13 protein-coding genes are annotated in these 17,617 nt (G+C 32.6%); 11 read left to right on the forward strand and 2 right to left on the reverse strand.

The window, feature by feature from the left end:
- Positions 1 to 39 precede the first annotated feature (39 nt).
- Complete coding sequence (locus HMPREF0669_RS05600) at positions 40 to 1,104, reverse strand: substrate-binding domain-containing protein (RefSeq protein WP_009227552.1); 1,065 nt, start codon at positions 1,102 to 1,104, stop codon at positions 40 to 42.
- Between the two features lie 179 nt (positions 1,105 to 1,283).
- On the opposite strand from HMPREF0669_RS05600, the gene HMPREF0669_RS05605 reads away from it, so the two are divergent.
- The 5 genes from HMPREF0669_RS05605 (at position 1,284) to HMPREF0669_RS05625 (ending at position 11,175) form a co-directional block, all read left to right on the forward strand.
- Positions 1,284 to 4,769 (forward strand): DUF5112 domain-containing protein, encoded by a 3,486-nt coding sequence (locus HMPREF0669_RS05605; protein ID WP_020967222.1) that lies wholly within the window; start codon positions 1,284 to 1,286, stop codon positions 4,767 to 4,769.
- Complete coding sequence (locus HMPREF0669_RS05610) at positions 4,742 to 5,467, forward strand: DUF5932 domain-containing protein (protein ID WP_009227554.1); 726 nt, start codon at positions 4,742 to 4,744, stop codon at positions 5,465 to 5,467. The genes HMPREF0669_RS05605 and HMPREF0669_RS05610 overlap by 28 nt, the downstream gene beginning before the upstream one ends.
- Positions 5,457 to 6,080 carry an AbgT family transporter gene (locus tag HMPREF0669_RS05615; protein ID WP_009227555.1) on the forward strand — a complete coding sequence of 208 codons (624 nt, stop codon included), beginning with the start codon at positions 5,457 to 5,459 and terminating at the stop codon, positions 6,078 to 6,080. The genes HMPREF0669_RS05610 and HMPREF0669_RS05615 overlap by 11 nt, the downstream gene beginning before the upstream one ends.
- A gap of 121 nt (positions 6,081 to 6,201) precedes the next feature.
- Positions 6,202 to 8,703, forward strand: coding sequence for a YfhO family protein (locus HMPREF0669_RS05620; RefSeq protein ID WP_009227556.1), 2,502 nt, complete (start codon positions 6,202 to 6,204; stop codon positions 8,701 to 8,703).
- Between the two features lie 243 nt (positions 8,704 to 8,946).
- Positions 8,947 to 11,175, forward strand: coding sequence for a BamA/TamA family outer membrane protein (locus tag HMPREF0669_RS05625; RefSeq protein WP_009227557.1), 2,229 nt, complete (start codon positions 8,947 to 8,949; stop codon positions 11,173 to 11,175).
- A 43-nt stretch (positions 11,176 to 11,218) separates the two neighbouring features.
- Here the strand turns inward: HMPREF0669_RS05625 and mscL are convergent, their stop codons facing one another.
- The gene (mscL, locus tag HMPREF0669_RS05630; RefSeq protein WP_020967223.1) at positions 11,219 to 11,605 is read right to left on the reverse strand and encodes a large-conductance mechanosensitive channel protein MscL; all 387 of its coding nucleotides are present in this window, start codon (positions 11,603 to 11,605) and stop codon (positions 11,219 to 11,221) included.
- A gap of 167 nt (positions 11,606 to 11,772) precedes the next feature.
- On the opposite strand from mscL, the gene gap reads away from it, so the two are divergent.
- From gap to HMPREF0669_RS05660, 6 genes are all read left to right on the forward strand, one after another.
- Entirely contained in the window at positions 11,773 to 12,792 is a 1,020-nt protein-coding gene (gene gap / locus HMPREF0669_RS05635; RefSeq protein WP_009227559.1) for a type I glyceraldehyde-3-phosphate dehydrogenase, read from the forward strand.
- Positions 12,793 to 12,881: 89 nt separating this feature from the next.
- Entirely contained in the window at positions 12,882 to 13,835 is a 954-nt protein-coding gene (miaA, locus tag HMPREF0669_RS05640; RefSeq protein ID WP_009227560.1) for a tRNA (adenosine(37)-N6)-dimethylallyltransferase MiaA, read from the forward strand.
- The gene (locus HMPREF0669_RS05645) at positions 13,816 to 14,769 is read left to right on the forward strand and encodes a diacylglycerol kinase family protein (RefSeq protein ID WP_020967224.1); all 954 of its coding nucleotides are present in this window, start codon (positions 13,816 to 13,818) and stop codon (positions 14,767 to 14,769) included. Before miaA ends, HMPREF0669_RS05645 begins: the two co-directional genes overlap by 20 nt.
- Before the next feature lie 148 nt (positions 14,770 to 14,917).
- On the forward strand, positions 14,918 to 15,694 hold the full coding sequence (locus HMPREF0669_RS05650) for a dihydroorotate dehydrogenase electron transfer subunit (RefSeq protein WP_009227562.1): 777 nt from the start codon (positions 14,918 to 14,920) through the stop codon (positions 15,692 to 15,694).
- Positions 15,682 to 16,587, forward strand: a complete 906-nt coding sequence (locus HMPREF0669_RS05655; protein ID WP_009227563.1) for a dihydroorotate dehydrogenase — start codon at positions 15,682 to 15,684, stop codon at positions 16,585 to 16,587. Before HMPREF0669_RS05650 ends, HMPREF0669_RS05655 begins: the two co-directional genes overlap by 13 nt.
- A gap of 207 nt (positions 16,588 to 16,794) precedes the next feature.
- Positions 16,795 to 17,367, forward strand: coding sequence for a DUF6359 domain-containing protein (locus tag HMPREF0669_RS05660; protein WP_009227564.1), 573 nt, complete (start codon positions 16,795 to 16,797; stop codon positions 17,365 to 17,367).
- Positions 17,368 to 17,617: the final 250 nt, after the last annotated feature.

Consider the following 17,617-nt stretch of genomic DNA (forward strand, 5'->3'; position numbering starts at 1 on the left):
GTATTTATAAAATATAAAGAGAGTCTAATATTCATAATCTTATAGTTGAAATCGTCTGTAAAAGTTTACATTTTCTTTTGAGATTAATTCAATAGGCATATAATTTACAGGTTCAACTTCAGCTTTAAGAACGATTGCTTTGAACAACGTATCAACACAACTATATCCTTGCATATAAGCATGTTGAGCAATTAAGAAAGATATACTTCCTAGTTTTATACATTCTATATTTTTTTCAACCATGTCATAACCCATAATTTGTACATTACGTCGGTTGGTATGAAGTAAAAACTCGCCAACAATATGTGCCTTAGAATTAAAAGTTATGCAATGATGTACATCTTGATTTTTAGTGAAGAATTCCTCTAAAAGTTTATAATATTCTCCCTTGTTTTCTTCGGTTGGAAGATTTAGCTCTATAATGTTTACATTCGGAAAATGCTCATCCATATAATGCCTGAATCCAACTTCTCGATGAGCTTGTTGTTTGCTTGTTACTTTTCCATTCTTCGTTTGCTTCATCAACATTATAGTTTTCTCTTGAGAAGCCAAAAGCATAAGCATTTTTGCGGAAAAGTAACCACTAGCTAGCGAATCTTGCCCAAAGAAAGACAATGGTTTTAAGTCAGGCATATAAGAATCTAGTAGCACAAATGGGATCTGTTGAGCAATAAATGACTCTGTAATCTTTTTTGTTAAATCTAGTTCAGAAGGCACAATAATAACTCCATCGGGCTGATTTTTTACACATTTTTGAGCCTGTTCTAAATATGAAGCCTCATTAAAACGTTTGAAATAGAGTATATTTACTTTAATATTAAAGTCACGTCTTGCCTCCATTGCACTATAAGCACCTTTTTCAATCTCTTCCCAATAGGTTTCAGAACCATGATCTGGGATAAGTAAATAGAAGCTATATGATTTATTATAGGCAAGTGCACTCGCATAAACATTGGGTTGATAGTTCATTTCTTTAAGAACGTTTTCTACCTTTTCCAAAGCTTTGGGAGAAACATTAGGACGTTTATGTAAAACCCTATCAACTGTTCCAACGGATACACCTGCACGAAGAGCTATATCTTTTATGCGTATTTTTTCTGTCATGAACTCTATAATACTTAATTTTGTGTACAAAAATACAAAGAAATAATTAAAATTTAGTCTAAATAAACTTTATTTGCAAGATAGATAATCTAATAATCGTAAAGATATTGTAACTTTGTAAATCATAAAATAAATTTCAGAAAGTATTTTCTTTGAAGATTAAATCATTTATAATATTTTTGATAAATATTTCTTTTAGTTTATCTATAATACTTTTTTCTTCGGCTTGTACATCGAAAAAGTCGAGGAGTGTAGTTGATGAATTAAACGAGAAATCTTATCTTTTTCACTATAAAAACCTTGATAGTACAAATTATTATGCCACAAAAGCACTGAAGTTATCTGAAGGATATGGCGCAGGACATGCAGAAGCTCTGAACAATATTGCTTTTGTTAGTACGGCAAAGATGAACTATAATGAGGCAAAAACTCAATTGTTCGAAGCTCAAAAGGTTACAGATAATCAGATAGAACTACTTATTTCTGATATTATGTTTATGCGTTTATGTCAACGTCAATCAAAAAATAAGGAGTTCTATGATTATAAACAGTATGCGGAAGAACGCTTAGAAAGAATTAAAGAGGAAGAAGATGTTTTGAATTTACATCAGCGTAAAAGATTACTTTTTGCGAGGACAGAATACTACATCATTCTTTCTACTTATTTTTATTATATAGGATTAAATGAAAATTCTATAGAAGCATTGAAAAAGATTGATCTTCATGGAGGTATACAACGTGATACTGGGCAGCTACTTAACTATTATTATAGTATAGGATCGGGAGGTATTGTCCATAATAAGGATAATTACTCTGCAAAACAAGAAGAGTTAGACTACCTTATAAGCTGCTATATTATCGCAAAAAAAAATGGTTTTATCTACTGGGAAGCAAATGCTTTGCAAAGTATTAGTGAGTCTTTATCGAATTCAGAGATTGGTAATTCTCTTGTTATGAATAATACTTCGATGTTAAGAACCATTATCCCTGATAATCAATTTGAAGATCTTCTTGCAAAAGAAATTGCCGTTAAATCTGTAGATCTATTCAAAATGTATGGTGATGTTTATCAAATTGCAGGTTCATATCGTACTCTTGCTAAGTCTTTTTGGGAACAAGGACAATATGAAGATGCATTATGGTGCCTTGAACATGCCCTAAGTGACAATATAAAGATCCAACAAGCCCCTGACTTGGTTGCTTCTATTAGAGAACAAATGTCTCTTACTTATTCTGCCATTGATGACAAACAGTTGAGCGATTACAATCGAAATATCTATCTAGATATGCAAGAAATCACTCGACAAGACCGCTTCTTGGAATCTAGAGCAGAACAATTGAGTAAATCTTCACACCAATTAAACATCATGGTAACATCTGTTGTGATAATGATTTTATTGGTTATACTCCTTCTTTTTATTTTTGATAGAATGAAACGAAGAAGCGATCGCAAGTTTAAAATTACGTCTTTGTTGTCTCCACTTGAACAATGGGAGGCTGAAAACAAACAAAAACTAGAGGACTTTCAGGATACTTGCGAAGAAGTTAAAGAACAACTGTATCAAGAACAACGTTATGTTGTGATGAATAAGGAAAAGAATATAGAACAAAGAGCTAAAGTTTCTCTGGTTAGTAGCACTTATCCTTTGATTGATAGAATGGTTAATGAAATCCACAAATTAATTATAAATACTTCTGAAAGTACAGAAATTCGTCAGCAACGCTTGACTTATATCTCTGAACTTGCAAACTCCATAAATCAAACAAATACGGTTCTAACAAGCTGGATTCAAATGCATAAGGGAGACATTAGTTTAAGAATAGAAAGTTTTCCATTGCAAACTATCTTCGAACTGCTTAAAAAGAATAGTATGTCTTATCAATTAAAAAATATCAAACTAAATGTTGTAGATACCTCAGAAGTGGTTAAAGCAGATAAGACTCTTACCCTTTTCATGATTAATACCTTAGCAGACAATGCTCGAAAGTTCACTCCTCCGGGCGGAGAAGTTACGATTTCAGCAAAATCTCTAGATGATTATGTAGAAGTTTCTATCTGTGATAATGGGGTTGGTATTGACGAAGAAGGCTTGAGAAGCTTATTCTCTTTCAAAAAAATAGAGCTAAAACAGAATCTTTCTTCAGTGCAGGGCAAAGGATATGGCTTTGGTTTAATGAATTGTAAAGGTGTTATTGAGAAATATAAAAAGGTTAGTTCTATATTTAAAAAATGCTTAATTGGAGCTGAAAGTGAAGTAGAGAAGGGTAGTCGATTTTACTTTACACTTCCTAAAGGATTGAAGAAAACATTCTTAGTATTGTTCTGTTCTGTCCTATCTGCAACGTCATTTGGTTCGTCAAGCATTGATAAACAAGAAAAAACATTCATTCAAAAAGCTGGAGAATATGCCGATAGTGCCTATTATTCAAATCTTAACGAAACTTATGCACTTACTCTTGAGTTTGCTGATAGCTGCATTGTTTATCTCAATAAGGCTTATCGTGTGAAGCATCCTAAAAGCAATCTCCTGTTAAAAGAAAACGGAAAGCCTAATAAAGCTGCTGAATTAATATGGTTTGTAAAGCACGTTAATACTGATTATGATATCATTCTAGACTTTAGAAATGAGTTGGCTGTGGCAGCGTTGTCTCTTAATCGTTGGGATTTATATAACTATAACAATAGTGTATACACACAACTTTTCCGCATAAAGAGTGCCGACAAAACTCTAGGCGATTATGTAAAAGTGATGCAAACTTCAGAGAGTAATAAAAATATTGCAATTATTCTGCTTATTCTTTTGCTTGTATTATTAATCCCAGCTTATTACTTTTTATACTACAGACACGAGCTTTATTATCGTTTTTGCATTGATAAGATAAACCGAATCAATAATATTCTGTTGTCAGATACACAAAATGCAAAAGACAAACTTAGATTAATTGAGACTTTATGGAGCAATAGTTTTAATAAAGAACAAAATAATACTCGCCTTTATTTACTCAATGATATTGTGAAAAAGATAAAACATTCTTTGAAATTAGAATGTACTTTATTGGAACAACAGAATAGAGATTTAACGCTTTTGAAAGATGAATTGAGCAAAGCAAAGTACGAAGCAGACACTCTTTATATATCAAACAACTTATTAGATAATAGTTTGTCTACCTTTAAACATGAGACAATGTATTATCCTTCACGTATAAAACAACTTATAGAACAAGAAGGTATTGATATAAAGATTGTTGAAGAGCTGTTAAACTACTATAAAGAAATTTATAGTTTGTTCCTTCTTCAAGCTGTTAGTCAACTGCGTTCTAAGATGAAAGTGGATACTTCTACACTCAAATATCTCTTCTCATTGATAAAGAAAATCAATCAGATAACAATATTCAACATTGAAGAAGAATCTTACGACGATAAATATATAAAAGTTTATATAGAGCTTCCAGCCAAAAAATTAACAGAGAACGAACTTAAACAGCTGTTCACTTCTGAGACAATAGATATACGTTATCTTATTTGTAGACAGATAATCAGAGAACTAGGAGAAGATACAAACATGCGTGCTGTGGGCATACAAGCTATTGAGAGAAATAATAAACAATATATAGAAATCGTATTTACAATTATAATATGGAAGAATTTAAAGTCATTATTGTAGAAGATGTTCCCTTAGAATTAAAGGGAACTGAAGGTATTTTCAAAACAGAAATACCCGAAGCCAAGATAATTGGAACTGCCGATAACGAATATTCTTATTGGAAACTCATAAAACAAGAACTTCCCGACCTCGTTCTTCTCGACCTTGGTTTAGGTGGATCTACAACTATTGGAGTTGAAATATGTCGACAAACAAAGCAAAATTTTCCAGATGTTAAGATACTTATCTTTACAGGAGAAATTCTAAATGAGAAACTTTGGGTGGATGTTTTAGATGCAGGCTGTGATGGAATTATTCTTAAAACAGGAGAACTCTTAACTTATGCTGATGTCTCTAGTGTAATGAATGGCAAGAAATTGGTCTTTAATCAACCTATTCTTGAAAAGATACTATCCAGATTTAAGAAAGCTATATCTCATGAAATTCAGCACAACGAGGCACTTATCAACTATGAAATAGATGAATATGACGAACGCTTCTTACGTCACTTAGCTCTAGGATATACTAAAGAACAGATTACAAACTTACGTGGTATTCCTTTTGGGGTAAAGAGTTTAGAGAAAAGACAGAATGAACTAATACAAAAACTCTTTCCAAACAGCAATGGAGGTATTGGTATTAATGCTACTCGTTTGGTTGTTAGAGCTTTGGAACTAAGAGTTTTAGATATCAATAAGTTAGTTGCAGATGAAGAGTAAACTTAAGAACTTATTTTATCTAAATATTACTATCATTATCTGTAGTCTTCTTTTATTACAAATAATGGTTGTGATTTTATCGTGGATGATAAAAACGATTTTCCCTGAATTTAATGGCAGATCATTATTAAGTGGAGAAGGAGTGAGGTGGTTTTTAGGTAACTTCACTAAAAATGTTGCCTCAAATATATTGGTTTGGATTATTCTTCTAGGATTATCTTGGGGGGCAATTCATTCTAGTAAAATAATACAAGTATTGAAGTATTCGCATATATTAAGTTATAAAGAACGTTTAGGTTTACAGATCATTTTAATAGAAATAATGGTATGGTTTAGTGGTATCGTACTTCTTTCTTTCATTCCTCATGCTACAATGCTAAGTATAACAGGTGAATTGTTCTCAAGTAGTTTTTCTAAAAGTATTATTCCTCTTATTGCTTTTATTGTGCTTTTAAATTCTATTTCTTATGGATTTATTGTTGGGAGGTTTAGAAAAGGGAGTCAAATTATAGAAGCCTTAAGCAATGGAATAAAACAAATAACTCCTTATATTATTATATATATTATTTTTATTCAACTTTTCTACTCTGTGAAGTTTGTTCTATTGATATAGAATTAAATAATTTAATTGTTTTCTATATGTTTTTTACTCTTTACTAAATCTTGTATAAAGAAAGAAGATACAATCAAATATTTTTTGTATTTTTGTACTTATATAAATAATTATGATAATAATGAATCTCTTAAAAAAGTATTGGATTGATGGGGTGGTAGTTGCTCTTTTTGCAGCTATCTCATTTGCTTATTTCGTTCCAGCAGATATTGATGGTAGAATATTATACCAACATGATGCATCTGCAGGGCGTGGACTTGGACATGAGTTACAAACTTATTATGAGCAAACTGGTGAACATACCCGTTGGAGTAATTCTGCTTTTAGTGGTATGCCTACATATCAAATAGCCCCTTCTTATAAGAGTACCGACGTATTATCAAAGGTCATGCAAGTGTATCACTTAGGACTTCCTGATAATGTGTGGTATGTTTTTGCTTATTTGTTGGGCTTTTATATCCTTCTTCGTGCCTTTAATTTCCGTAAAGAACTAGCCGCTTTAGGTTCAATTATATGGGCATTCTCCTCTTATTTCTTTATTATTATTGCCGCAGGACACATCTGGAAGGTGTGGGCGCTTGCTTATTTGCCTCCAATGATAGCGGGTGTAGTACTTGCTTATCGTGGAAAATACCTTTGGGGACTATTAGTTACTGCGCTTTTTACTGCATTTGAGGTGAAAGCCAACCACGTTCAAATGACCTATTATTATTTATTCGTGGTGTTCTTTATGGTTATTGCCTACCTTGTTGAGGCGATAAAGCAAAAGAAATTTGCCCATTTTGCCAAAGCTACAGCTGTTTGTGTGGTTGGAGCTACATTGGGTATTTTAATCAATAGCAGTAATCTTTATCATACATGGGAGTATGGCAAGGAGAGTATGCGTGGTAAAAGCGAACTCGTAAAGAAGAATTCTGCCAATCAAACCAATAGTGGTTTAGAGAGAGATTACATCACTCAATGGAGTTATGGAATAGGAGAAACATGGACATTGCTTATTCCTAATGCAAAAGGAGGTGCTTCAGTTCCTTTAGCAAGTAATGAAACAGCAATGAAAAAGGCCGATCCTCAGTTTATGCAAGTATATGAACAGCTTGGTCAATATTGGGGAAATCAACCTGGAACAAGCGGTCCTGTGTATGTAGGAGCATTTGTTCTGATGTTATTTATATTGGGATTGTTTATTGTAAAGACTCCAATGAAGTGGGCATTGCTTGCTGCAACGATCCTTTCAATATTGCTTTCATGGGGTAGAAACTTCATGCCTTTAACCGATTTCTTTATAGATTATGTTCCGATGTATGCAAAATTCCGAACCGTTGCATCGATATTGGTTATTGCAGAGTTTACTATTCCATTGCTTGCAGTGATGGCTTTAAAGACACTTATAGAAGAAAAAGAAGCTTTAAAGCAAAATATGAGGTATGTATATATCAGCTTTGGCTTGACAGCAGGAGTGGCTTTACTCTTTGCTCTTGCGCCTTCGCTCTTCTTTAGCAGCTTTATTTCAGATGCAGAGATGCAGGCCTTGAAGAATATTCCAGCAGAATATCTCTCTCCTTTGATGGCTAATCTCACCCAAATGCGTGAGGCAATGTTCTCAGCAGACTGCTATAGAACTGTCTTTATCATTGTTATTGGAACTGCACTACTTGTTCTTTATCGCTATAATAAGCTAAAAGAAAATGTAATGATTGTGATTATCGCAGTTTTATGCTTAGTGGATATGTGGATGGTGAACAAAAGATATCTCAATGATGCAATGTTTGTAGAGAGTAGTGTGAGAGATAATGAGCCAGAAATGAGCAACACAGACAAGATTATTCTTCAAGATAAGTCGCTCGATTATCGTGTACTTAACTTAGCTTCAAATACTTTTAATGAAAATGAAACATCTTATTTCCATAAGAGTATTGGTGGATATCACCCAGCAAAATTGCATCGTTACCAAGAAATGATTGAGCATTACATCGCTCCAGAGATGCAAAAAACAATGCAAGCGATTATGACTGCGGGTGGAGATATGAGCAAAGTAGATGGCAGAAGCATCTATCCAATATTGAATATGCTTAACACTAAGTATTTCATTCTTCCCCTTCAAGGCAACCAAACAGCTCCTGTTTTGAACCCATATACTTATGGAAACGCTTGGTTTGTTGATAAAGTTACTTATGTAAACAATGCAAATGAAGAAATAGATAAGGTTGGAAAGATTGATTTACGCCATGAAGCGGTAGCTGATAAGCAGTTCGAAACTGCCCTTAAAGCATCTAATGCTCAAGGTAATGTATCGCAAGTAGAGTTGGTTAGCTATGCTCCTAATAAGTTAAAGTATAATGTATTGTCTGAAAAAGGTGGAGTAGTGGTGTTCTCTGAGGTATATTATCCAGGTTGGACAGCTACAATTGACGGACAAAAAGCAGAGTTAGGACGTGTTAACTATATATTAAGAGCTTTGAATGTAGAGAAAGGAAAGCATACAATAGAATTGGCTTTTGATCCTCAAAGTGTTCATACAACAGAAATAATAGCAACCATTTCGTTTGCAACTTTATTGATTTTAATTGCTTTTATTGCTTTTCTTGGATATAAAAAGAGAAAGAATTGCAACGTAATAAAATAAGATTTAGATCTTAGATAGAATAAATCGAGTCGACTTTCAATAATAAGAGTTGACTCGATTTCATTTTGTCCCAAAAGTTTGTTATATTTTAAATAACGTGAGTTCACAAATTCACGTTATAATAGTAATGTTTTAAGTGTATATTCATAGCTTTATCTCTGAAAGAGGAATATAATCTTTCTTTTTTTATGCTTTTAAAGAATTTATTTGTCGAAATTTGTGTATTATTTGTAATTTTGTAATATGAAAAATTATTTTTTTTTAGGTAGAAATATAATAAAAATATTAGGAGTTTATTTTGTTTTAATATTCTGTATTGCTTGTTCAGTAGAGAAATTTATTCCTGAAAATAATTACATGTTGAGTCGTGTTGAGATAAAATCTCAAGACAACCATCTTAATGTGGCATCATTTAAGCCTTATTTAAAACAAAAAGCTAATTCTAAGTGGTTTTCTTTATTTAAAGTTCCCATGTATACTTATACTCTTGCTGGCTCAGATTCTACAAAGTGGATTAATCGTTTTCTAAAAAGAATTGGAGAACAAACCATTATATATGATACGATCCTTACTAAAGAGACTAAAGAAAATTTAATGAAAACTCTTTGGGATATGGGATATTTAAATGCAAAAGTTGATACTATTTCAAAGATAAAAAAGAAAAAAATAAAGTTAGCATATATCCTTAAAGCAGGTGATCTATTTAAAATACGGAATGTTTCTTATAACATAAAAGATGATAGTATCGCTTCACTTCTGAAATTAGAAGATGAAAAGAATAGAGGCTTATTTACAGGGATGCCTTTTAGTGTAGAAGTCTTGAATAATGAAAGGAAAAGGATTACTTCTCTGTTATTAAATGCTGGATATTATAAATTTCATCGAGATTTTATAATATATCGAGTAGATTCGGTTTGGGGAGAGAAATCTATTGATGTAGAACTTGAGCTATTAAAGTATAAAGAGAACTCAAAAGGTTTAGATACACTTCACTCAAAATATAAAATACGAGATGTTGGATATTCTGTTATTGGAAGTGATAAGCTACGTCTTTCAAAAAAAACATTAAGGTATAATACATTTATTAATAAAGGAGATTTTTATAATAGCAATGATATTCTTAAAACACATAATAAATTATCAAAGCTACATATCATAAAGTATTCAAATATAAGATTTACAGAGCTTCCTGATACAAATCTACTTGATTGTCATATTCAATTAAAAGGAGATAAAACCCATTTAGTTTCACTTCAGCCTGAGGGTACCAATACCTCTGGAGATTTAGGGGCTGCACTTTCGTTTGTATATGAAAATAGAAATCTTTTTCATTGTGCTGAAATGTTGAGTGTAAAACTTCGTGGAGCGTATGAAGAAATAACACGCCTAGAAGGTTATAAAGATAAGAACTACCAAGAATATAATGTTGAAACAAAACTGGTATTTCCACGTTTTTTAATTCCTTTCTTATCACATTCTTTTAAAAAGTATAATAATGTTTTATCCGAACTTTCTGTTCGATACGACTTTCAGACACGCCCTGAATTTCATCGCCAGGTATTCTCTACAGCATGGAGGTATAGGTGGGGAGAAACTCAAAATAATTGGGCGTATAGATTTGATTTACTTGACATTGATTATGTTTATATGCCATGGATGTCTGAGACTTTTAAACAAGATTATTTGTATAATGTTGATAATAGAAATGCTCTCTTACGCTATAATTATCAAGATCTTTTTATTTTAAAAATGGGCTTAGGAGTAACTTATAATGATGAAATAAATGCTTTGAGAATAAATATAGAATCTTCGGGTAATCTTTTAAGCGCAGTTTCACATGTAAGCAAGGCCCAAAAAACAAGTGAAGGTCAATATTCGTTGTTTAATATTGCCTATGCGCAATATATAAAAGGAGATATAGATTACTCTAGATTAATTAAGCTAGATGAGCGAAATGCTCTTGCATTCCATTGTGGTTTAGGATTTGCCTATCCCTATGGAAATAGTAAAATATTACCTTTTGAAAAACGTTATTTTTCGGGTGGAGCTAATTCTGTTCGTGGTTGGAATGTAAGAACGTTAGGACCAGGAAACTTCTCAAGTACAGACCATAGGATAGATTTTATTAATCAAACTGGTGATCTTCGGTTAGATTTGAATGCAGAATATCGTACTTATTTATTTGGGAAATTGAATGGAGCCGTATTTATAGATGCAGGAAATATCTGGACTCTACACAATTATGCTGAACAACCTGGTGGTCTATTTAAATTTAATGAGTTTTACAAGCAAATTGCAGTAGCTTATGGATTAGGATTAAGGTTCAATTTTGACTATTTTATTTTACGATTTGATTTAGGGATGAAGGCTATCAACCCTGCATATACAAATGGAAAAGAACATTATCCTATATGGTATCCTGATTTTAGACGTGATGCAACATTTCATTTTGCTGTAGGATTACCATTTTAGATAATAAGAAGGATAAAAAATATCCTTCTTATTTGTTATAACATTATTGTTTGTTTTTAAGTAAATCTCTAATTTCTCCTAGAAGTTTCTCTTCATTTGAAGGTTCCGGTTCTGTAATTGGACTTTCTTTTTGTTTTTTCTGAAAACTATTTATTCCTTTAATAAGTAAGAAAATACAGAATGCAATAATAATAAAGTCAATAATATTCTGAATAAACAATCCATAACCAATGTTTGCATCCCCTACAGTTATAGCTAGTTTGGATAAGTCTATTCCACCTGTAACAGAACCAATAAGAGGCATAAGGACATTATCGACAAGTGAAGAAACAATCTTACCGAATGCTCCACCGATAATGACACCGACTGCCATATCTAACACATTTCCTCGCATTGCGAAATCTTTGAATTCATTGAAAATTTTAGTCATACTTAAGTTTTTTATATAAATTAATATTGAAAACATCTGCAAATATAGAAACTTTTTTGTAACTTTGCTGCGTAAAGAGAGAAGAAATTCTCATTTTAATAGAAACGTTCTTAATGAACTTTAATAAATATAGGAAATAAATTTAAACCTTTAAATAATAAGTATAAATGATTAAAATTGGTATTAACGGATTTGGTCGTATTGGCCGTTTTGTTTTTCGTGCTTCTTTAGAAGCTGCTAATGCAAAAGACGTAGTAGTAGTAGGTATTAATGACCTTTGCCCAGTAGATTACCTAGCATATATGCTAAAATATGATACAATGCATGGTCAATTTAATGGTACAATTGATTATGATTTGGAAAAATCACAACTAATTGTAAACGGCAATGTTATCCGTGTAACAGCTGAACGTAACCCTGCAGACTTGAAATGGAATGAAATTGGCGCTGAATACGTTGTTGAATCTACAGGTCTTTTCTTATCAAAAGAAAAATCACAAGGTCACCTTGATGCTGGTGCTAAGTACGTAGTTATGTCTGCACCTTCAAAAGATGATACTCCAATGTTCGTTTGTGGTGTTAATGATGATAAGTATGTAAAGGGAACTCAATTCGTGTCTAATGCTTCTTGTACAACAAACTGTCTTGCTCCTATAGCTAAAGTCTTGAACGATAAGTGGGGTATCACAGATGGTTTGATGACAACAGTTCACTCAACAACTGCTACACAAAAGACTGTTGATGGTCCTTCTTTGAAAGACTGGCGTGGTGGTCGTGCTGCTTCAGGTAACATTATTCCTTCTTCTACAGGTGCTGCTAAGGCTGTAGGTAAGGTTATTCCTGAATTGAACGGCAAACTAACAGGTATGTCTATGCGTGTTCCTACTCTTGATGTTTCTGTAGTTGACTTGACTGTTAACCTTGCTAAGCCTGCAAAATATGAAGAAATTTGCGCTGCAATGAAGGAAGCTTCTGAAGGTGAATTAAAGGGAATCCTAGGCTATACAGAAGATGCTGTAGTTTCTTCTGACTTCTTAGGCGATGCTCGTACATCTATCTTCGATGCAAAAGCTGGTATCGCTCTTACTGATACATTCGTTAAAGTTGTTTCTTGGTATGACAATGAAATTGGTTACTCACACAAAGTTGTTGAGTTGATCAAGAAAATGGCTCAAGTTAACGGATAATATTAGTAATTATCTAATATATAAAAGCTATTCAGTATTTGCTGAGTAGCTTTTTTTTTATATATTTGCAATAAGATATCTAGAATGGCATGAAATATAAAATGGTAACAATCTTAGGACCAACTGCTAGTGGGAAAACTAGCTTGGCGGCTGCACTTGCTTATCATCTCGATGCAGAAATAATAAGTGCAGACAGCAGACAGGTTTATAAGGGCATGGATATTGGAACAGGAAAGGATCTTGCAGACTATACAGTTGCAGGTAAACACATTCCTTATCATCTAATAGATATATGCAAGGCAGGTTCTAAGTATAATGTTTATCAATATCAACAAGATTTCTTAGAGGTATATAATAAAATAAAAGAAACGAATAAGCTTCCTATATTATGTGGTGGTTCAGGTCTTTATCTTGAGGCAATCTTAAAGGGATATCATTTATCTACAGTTCCTCCAAACGAAGAATTAAGAAATCAACTCAATGAGATGTCACACGAATCTCTTATTCAAATGCTTGCAGAAATACAAGAGCAGTTGAATACAAAAATGCACAATTCTACCGATTTAGATTCTAAGCAGAGAACAATAAGAGCTATCGAGATTGGTAAGCACATGCTAACAGAGACTGATGACCTAACCAGTTTCCCTACAATACCTTCATTAATAATAGGTGTAGATATTGATAGAGAAGAAAGAAGACGTAAAATTACAACCCGACTTCATCAGCGTTTAGAAGAAGGTATGATTGGAGAAGTGAAGCAATTGCTCAATCAAGGAATTTCCCCTGAAGACCTTATATATTATGGTTTAGAGTATAAATTTGTCACAGAGCATATCATAGGAAAGTTATCTTATGATGAAATGGTTCGTCAATTAGAAATTGCTATTCATCAATTTGCTAAAAGGCAGATGACTTGGTTCCGTGGAATGGAACGTAGAGGAACCGAGATTAATTGGATAAACGCAAGTCTGGCGATGGAAGAAAAGATAGAAATGATACAAACACTTTATAAAGAAGGAAATAATGATGGATCTAAATACTGATAAATCTACAAAGTGGGGGGTTCTATTTTGTCCTTCACAAAACATCTGGAACAGCGATAAAAGATATAACGAGATTAAGAAACTTCTTGATTCTAATGATGTTGCGTATGATATATTCACGGCAGAAACATCAGAAAGAGTACAATATGTTTCAAAAATGTGTATCAATAACAATTATAAAACGATTGTTATTGTTGGAGGAGATCATGCCCTTAACGACTTTATAAATGTGTTGTTCTCTTATGAAAGCGATATCATCAAGACCATTTCTTTTAGTATTATTCCTGATGGAGTTATGAATGATTTTGCCTTTTTCTGGGATGCAAAGGAAAAAGATGAAGATAATATAATTAAGTCTATAAAGAAAAATAGAGTTAGAAAAATTGATGTTGGACTTCTACAATACACTAATGGAAAGGGAGAAGCATGCCATCGGTATTTCTTGAATAGTATAAACATAGGTTCAATTGCCTATGTAATGGGAATAAAGAGTAAGATGAATAGTATCTTTTCTTCTCGTTTTTTCTCATTTTTATTGTCTTTCTTTTTTCTTCTTTTTAAGAGTTTTGAGTATAAAATGTCGTTTAAAACCGACCAAGAAGATATGCCAAATAAGTTTATGGCATTGTGCATAGGAAATTGTAGGGGCTATGGACAAACCCCCAATGCAGTTCCTTATAATGGAACTTTAGACGTATCACTCCTTACTAAAGAAAAGGTTAGTCAGTTATTTAAAGGAATTTATCTGTTTGTTAGAGGTAAATTCTTGAATTATAAGCATATATCAGTATATCGAACAACTAAAGTTGAGATAGAAGAAATAGCTAAAGCACCTGTCACTATTGATGGCCGTTTAATGAGACTACCTATGAGTAAAGTAATGATAACAATAAAGAGAGAATTTGTAAACTTCATTATTCCAAAGATTTCATAATGTCATTTACTACTTCTTTCTATTAATAAATAAGTGGATTGTAAAGAAAATAAGATACTTTTTGTGATATAATATTAAAGAAAAACTATTCTTTCACCAACTCACATCTTTTCTTTATCTTTGCACATGTAATTATTATACAAACAAAATGAAAAAGTTTTGCCTAGATTTAATCGTTGTTTCTGTATCGAAAATAAACGATCGTTATGTGTTGATCAAGCTTACGCATAATGAAGAATTACCACCAATGGAACCTGGACAATTTGTAGAAGTACGTGTAGATGGTTCTCCAACAACCTTTTTGAGACGTCCAATTTCAATTAATTTTGTAGATAGGAAGAATAATCAGCTTTGGTTATTGGTTGCAACCGTAGGTGAAGGAACACATAAGATGGCACAACTAAAAGAAGGAGAAATACTTAATTGTGTTCTACCATTGGGAAAGTCGTTCACAATGCCACAACAACCACAAGAAAAATATTTATTAGTTGGAGGTGGAGTTGGTACAGCTCCAATGCTCTATCTAGGTGAACAATTAAAGGAAATAGGATGTACACCCACCTTTTTGTTAGGTGCACGTTCTCAAAAAGATCTTCTTGAACTTGAAAACTTTGAGCCATTAGGTAGACTCTTTGTTACAACTGAAGATGGTACTGCAGGCGAAAAAGGATTTGTAACCAATCATTCAATATTACAAAACGAAAAGTTTGATAGAATATGCGTATGTGGTCCAACGCCAATGATGAAGGCTGTAGCTCAATATGCACGTCAAAATAATATCGAATGTGAGGTGTCTCTTGAGAATATGATGGCTTGTGGGGTTGGAGCATGTTTGTGTTGTGTAGAAAAAACTACAGAAGGCAATTTATGTGTGTGCACTGACGGTCCTGTATTTAATATTAAACAACTATTATGGCAAAGCTAAATGTAAAGATTAATAAGCTAGAATTAAAGAATCCAGTGATGACTGCTTCTGGAACATTTGGTTACGGAATAGAGTTTAACGATTTCATATCAATAGACGAAATAGGCGGTATCATTGTTAAAGGAACAACTTTAGAGCCTCGACAAGGTAATGATTATCCTCGTATGGCTGAAGTTCCTTCAGGAATGTTGAATTGTGTTGGATTACAAAATAAGGGTGTAGAATATTTTTGTTCGAATATATATCCACAGATAAAAGATATTAACACCAATATGATTGTAAATGTTAGCGGTTCTACTTTAGAAGATTATGCTTCATGTGCAGCACGTATCAATGAATTAGAAAACATACCAGCTATTGAATTAAATATTTCTTGTCCCAATGTAAAGGCGGGTGGAATGGCTTTTGGTGTAACCGCATTGGGAGCTGCAAGTGTAGTTAAAGCTGTTAGAGAGGTGTATAATAAGACACTTATCGTGAAGCTATCGCCCAATGTAACAAGTGTTGTTGATATTGCAAAGGCTTGTGAGGCAGAAGGAGCTGATAGTGTTTCATTAATCAATACTTTAATGGGAATGGCAATAGATATCGAAAAGAGAAAGCCAATATTAAGTATTGCTACTGGCGGATTGAGTGGTCCTGCAGTGAAACCGGTTGCTTTACGTATGGTTTGGCAAGTAGCTAAAGCAGTTAAGATTCCTGTTATTGGTTTAGGAGGAATAAGCTCTGCAACCGATGCTATTGAGTTTTTAATGGCAGGTGCTACTGCTATTCAGATTGGAACAGCTAATTTTTTAGACCCAACTGTAACAATAAAAGTGCGTGATGGTATTAACCATTGGCTTGACGAACATGGAGTTAAGGATATAATGGATATTATTGGAGTATTATAAAAAATCTATTTAAAAGTATTTTATAAGTTGTAACGAATTTATTTTAATCTATCAGAAATTTTATTTTTTATCAAGCAATGAGATAATTATGGAAATAACCATAAAATAAGTATTGTCATTCCTGTTTATAATGCAGAAAAATATCAATAAATTTGCATATCAATTTATAATGTTATATTTTTGTGAAAGACATCAAAAACAAGGCTTATGAAAATAGTATCTCATTTTTTTATATTTGTACTTCTTTTAAACTTTTCTTCTTGTGAAAAACCTTATTTACCGAGCAAGAAAAAAAATAAAAAAGAGATTGTTATCGATTCTGAAGAGAAGGAAACAGCTTCAAATGAAAGTAATGATTCTACTTTTATACCAGAAAATCCTTCACTATCTATAGAAAAAAAAGATACACTAGCTAATAAACCTTCTAAAGAAACGTGTTTTACTGTATCCGACTTTTTAACAAAAGATTATCTATATCAGATTTGGGTTAAAGGATATATTGTGGGTTCATGTGCAAAAAATATAAAATATATAACATTAGAATATCCCTTTCGAGGAAAGAGCGCCATATTAATTGCCGACACTAAAAATGAAAAGGATATAAAAAAGATGATAGCGATCAAGCTAGGTGGACATTCTGAAGTTCAAAAAGAGTTAAACCTTATAGATCACCCTAATAACTTTGGGCGAAAAATAAAAGTCTTTGGGTATCAAGGATATTTTCTAAATATTCATGGAATGAGTTCATGGAGTAGCTCATATGAATGGCTTAACGAATAAAGAAAGAAATTTCTCTTATTTTATTCTATTTCTTATAAATAATGTGAATTCTCTGACACATGTTAAACACAAAAAAGTAGGAGGGAATAATCAGCCTGTCAAATATCCCTTACGCTAACAAATCAAAACCCAGAAGAGTTCTTACAAAGAAGAGGACAATCTTGATAGATAAGGAAGTTGATAAATACTTGTCGAGTAAGTTGGAAACTATGTTTTAAGAAGATAAGAAGCCTCCCATAGATAATGATCA

It is taken from the genome of Prevotella sp. oral taxon 299 str. F0039 (assembly GCF_000163055.2).
GTDB lineage: Bacteria > Bacteroidota > Bacteroidia > Bacteroidales > Bacteroidaceae > Prevotella.

Bases quoted from the DNA above. Each gene is read 5' to 3' on its own strand.
- HMPREF0669_RS05660 (WP_009227564.1), top strand. From the start codon at position 16,795: ATGAAAATAGTATCTCATTTTTTTATATTTGTACTTCTTTTAAACTTT.
- HMPREF0669_RS05620 (WP_009227556.1), top strand. From the start codon at position 6,202: ATGAATCTCTTAAAAAAGTATTGGATTGATGGGGTGGTAGTTGCTCTT.
- mscL (WP_020967223.1), bottom strand. From the start codon at position 11,605: ATGACTAAAATTTTCAATGAATTCAAAGATTTCGCAATGCGAGGAAAT.
- gap (WP_009227559.1), top strand. From the start codon at position 11,773: ATGATTAAAATTGGTATTAACGGATTTGGTCGTATTGGCCGTTTTGTT.
- HMPREF0669_RS05600 (WP_009227552.1), bottom strand. From the start codon at position 1,104: ATGACAGAAAAAATACGCATAAAAGATATAGCTCTTCGTGCAGGTGTA.
- HMPREF0669_RS05615 (WP_009227555.1), top strand. From the start codon at position 5,457: ATGAAGAGTAAACTTAAGAACTTATTTTATCTAAATATTACTATCATT.
- HMPREF0669_RS05610 (WP_009227554.1), top strand. From the start codon at position 4,742: ATGGAAGAATTTAAAGTCATTATTGTAGAAGATGTTCCCTTAGAATTA.
- HMPREF0669_RS05650 (WP_009227562.1), top strand. From the start codon at position 14,918: ATGAAAAAGTTTTGCCTAGATTTAATCGTTGTTTCTGTATCGAAAATA.
- miaA (WP_009227560.1), top strand. From the start codon at position 12,882: ATGAAATATAAAATGGTAACAATCTTAGGACCAACTGCTAGTGGGAAA.
- HMPREF0669_RS05655 (WP_009227563.1), top strand. From the start codon at position 15,682: ATGGCAAAGCTAAATGTAAAGATTAATAAGCTAGAATTAAAGAATCCA.
- HMPREF0669_RS05645 (WP_020967224.1), top strand. From the start codon at position 13,816: ATGATGGATCTAAATACTGATAAATCTACAAAGTGGGGGGTTCTATTT.
- HMPREF0669_RS05625 (WP_009227557.1), top strand. From the start codon at position 8,947: ATGAAAAATTATTTTTTTTTAGGTAGAAATATAATAAAAATATTAGGA.